We start from the raw sequence: 3260 nt of genomic DNA on the forward strand, positions 1-3260 counted from the left end.
TATGAATTAGATCCTTTAGAAATTTTGAAATCGGCATTGTTTACAGAAGATCATCAGCAAATGATTGTAGTTAAGAACATCGAAGTCTATTCTATGTGCGAACACCATATGTTACCATTTTTCGGAAAAGCACACGTAGCCTATATTCCTAATGGTAAAATAGTTGGATTGAGTAAAATTCCAAGAATTATTGAGGCTTTTGCAAGAAGGTTGCAAGTGCAAGAACGATTGACAGACCAAATTAAAGATTGTATTCAGGAGGCTTTAGAACCACTTGGAGTGGCTGTAGTTATTGAGTGTCAACATATGTGTATGCAAATGCGTGGCATTCAAAAACAAAATAGTGTAACCACAACCTCTTCTTTCACTGGAGCATTTGAGAAAGATAAAACTAGGAAAGAATTTATAAGTCTAATTTCTAACAAATTTAGTTAAATGGAAATTTTGGTATTTAAAACTAATGTAACAACAAAAAAAGAAGTAATTTCAATAAGTCAATTATTAGACAACATAGTAGGAAGCCTCTCTTGGAATTTTGATTTAGAAGATGTTGATAATATTTTTAGAGTTGAAATTGATAGTAATAAAGCTTCAGAAATAATTTCACATTTTAATTTATGCGGTTTTCTTTGTGAAGAATTACAATAAAAAAACCACACTTTTTTGATAAATCTAATATCGAATAAGTGTGGTTTTTGCCATTAAATCGTTTAGCAAATTTTTTAAAAGTAAGATCAATATTTCATCTTTGGAGTTTTGGGCAACTGTAATTAATATTATATTTGATTTTTATAACTTTGTCAAATGGAAAAATCAGAAACACTCGAACAATTTTATTTGACAAAAGTAAATGGAATGCCCGAAAATCTCAAAAAAGAGATTGGACATTTTAATGTTTTTAAACTGGATGATTTTGTTGGCAAAAAAGCAAAACCTATTCCATACAGTCGAAAAGATTTTTATAAAATTAGTTTGATCATTGGAAAAAATAAAGTGCATTATGCCGACAAAATAATAATCATTGAAGAGCAAGCTTTATTATTTGCCAATCCACAAATCCCATATAATTGGGAACAAATTGGCGAAATACAAACAGGATACTTTTGTATTTTCACAGAAGCATTTTTCAATCAGTTTGGAAATCTAAGAGACTATCCTTTATTTCAACCAGGAGGAAATCCAATTATATCTATATCCAAAGAAGAAGCCGAATTGGTTAAAAATTTATTCGTAAGAATGTTTGAGGAAATAAATTCTGATTATACTTTTAAATATGATGCTATTAGAAACCTTGTTTTTGATGTTATTCATTTTGCTCTAAAAACGCAACCAATTGCAACTTCTTTATATAACAAATCGAATGCTGTCGTTAGAGTTTCCTCACTCTTTATGGAATTATTAGAGCGTCAATTTCCTATCGAATCAATAGCACAAGAAATTACTTTTCGATCACCATCAGCATTTGCAAATCAATTAAATATTCACGTAAATCACTTAAATAAAGCATTAAAAGAAACAACAGGCAAAACTACATCGCAAATTATTGCAGAGCGAATTACGCAAGAAGCAAAAATTTTACTCAAACAAACCAATTGGAATATTAATGAAATCGCCTCGTGTTTGGGCTTTGAAGAATTGTCTCATTTCATAAACTTTTTCAAAAAAGAGGTTCAACTTTCTCCGAACGCATACAGAATTACATAAATATTTGATTTTTGCAACTTATGATTTGATTTATTCAATTCTATCAACTTGCACTGGCAATACCTTTGTCCCATAATTAAAAACATAAAAAATATGGAAAATAGCAAAGTTTGGTTTATCACTGGTGCATCAAAAGGACTTGGATTAACATTAGCAAAAAAATTATTGGAACAAGGATATTCAGTAGCTGCAACATCTAGGAATAAAGAAGCATTGATTGAGGCTATCGGAAATACGTCTTTAAATTTTCTACCGCTAGAAATGGATTTAGTCAATGAAAAAAGTGTCAAAAACGCAATTGAAGTTGCAATCAATCATTTTAAAACAATAGATGTTGTAGTAAATAATGCTGGTTATGGTCAGATTGGGACATTGGAAGAATTAACAGACGAAGAATCTAGAAAAAATTATGATGTAAATGTATTTGGCTTATTAAATGTGGTCAGAAATACGATGCCTTATTTACGTGCCAACAAATCAGGTCATATTTTCAATATTGCATCGGTTGGTGGCTATTATGGGGGTTTTTCGGGTTGGGGAATCTATTGTTCCACTAAATTTGCTGTTGCAGGATTAACAGAAGCTTTAGCAGCAGAAGTAAAATCTTTTGGAGTAAAAGTAACTTTAGTTTACCCAGGTTATTTCCGAACCAATTTCCTTTCGGAAGAATCTATCATAATTCCCAAAAGTCCTATTGATGAATATGAAGATGCACGACAATCACAAATTTTGCATCAAAATCAAATCAACGGAAATCAACCAAATGATCCTGAAAAAGCAGCTGATGCATTAATTCAAATGGCTAAAGAAGAAAATCCAGCATTGCATTTATTTCTAGGTGCTGATGCGCTAGAAATGGTAGAACAGAAAATCAGTATTATCAAACTAGAGGTTGAAAAATGGAAATCTACCAGTTTATCAACAGCTTTTAAAAAGTAATAAAATCAATTTACATTTAAAATTAGACTTTTCAGGTGTTACAGTTTTGCTTTTAACGATAGTATTTTTTTCCTCTAAAGATGCTATAAACAATAATCAAAAAATGGATAATGAAAATAAATATGTAGGTATCTGGGTTACTAAAGATGGCTATATCAGACACGAATTATTACCCAATAATCGATATGATGAAGCTCGCGGAAATCGTAAAAGTGCATATCAAGGCGACTACAAAATTACTGGAGATCATATTGATTATAAAGATGATACTGGTTTTATTGCCGATGGTGATTTCAAGAATGATATTTTATACCACGCAGGTATGATATTGTACAGGGAGAAAGTGCAATAATTTTTTCATCATTTTCTTTGATTGTAGAATTCATTTTATAAAAAACTTTTTGCCAAATGACAAATTTCGTAAAAACATCTTTCACTAACTTGCGACTATGAAAAATTTTATGGACTACATCTTACAGTTTGGAAATTTAAACCAACAACAAATTGACTTAATTTCAAAAAAAGCAACAGAATTAAATCTGAATAAAGATGATTATTTTCTAGAAGCAGGAAAAGTTTCCAAACAGTTTGGCTTTATTATAGATGGAATTACTCGG

At 30.4% G+C, this 3260-nt stretch carries 5 protein-coding genes; all 5 read left to right on the top strand.

Annotated features, from left to right (window positions below; translation table 11 throughout):
• Window positions 1-435: GTP cyclohydrolase I FolE (folE, locus tag ACHZC3_RS09045; RefSeq protein ID WP_394759545.1), on the top strand; the 435-nt coding region annotated here is incomplete at its 5' end.
• Window positions 436-648, top strand: coding sequence for a hypothetical protein (locus ACHZC3_RS09050; protein WP_310555699.1), 213 nt, complete (start codon window positions 436-438; stop codon window positions 646-648).
• Between the two features lie 156 nt (window positions 649-804).
• Window positions 805-1704: a helix-turn-helix domain-containing protein gene (locus ACHZC3_RS09055; RefSeq protein WP_394759546.1), complete on the top strand. Its 900-nt coding sequence runs from the start codon at window positions 805-807 to the stop codon at window positions 1702-1704.
• Window positions 1705-1797: 93 nt separating this feature from the next.
• Window positions 1798-2643, top strand: coding sequence for an SDR family NAD(P)-dependent oxidoreductase (locus tag ACHZC3_RS09060; RefSeq protein ID WP_394759547.1), 846 nt, complete (start codon window positions 1798-1800; stop codon window positions 2641-2643).
• 46 nt (window positions 2644-2689) lie between these two features.
• Entirely contained in the window at window positions 2690-2995 is a 306-nt protein-coding gene (locus ACHZC3_RS09065) for an Atu4866 domain-containing protein (protein WP_394759548.1), read from the top strand.
• Window positions 2996-3260: the final 265 nt, after the last annotated feature.

The organism is Flavobacterium sp. (genome assembly GCF_043720215.1).
Lineage (GTDB): Bacteria > Bacteroidota > Bacteroidia > Flavobacteriales > Flavobacteriaceae > Flavobacterium.

Bases quoted from the DNA above. Each gene is read 5' to 3' on its own strand.
- ACHZC3_RS09050 (WP_310555699.1), top strand. From the start codon at position 436: ATGGAAATTTTGGTATTTAAAACTAATGTAACAACAAAAAAAGAAGTA.
- ACHZC3_RS09055 (WP_394759546.1), top strand. From the start codon at position 805: ATGGAAAAATCAGAAACACTCGAACAATTTTATTTGACAAAAGTAAAT.
- ACHZC3_RS09060 (WP_394759547.1), top strand. From the start codon at position 1,798: ATGGAAAATAGCAAAGTTTGGTTTATCACTGGTGCATCAAAAGGACTT.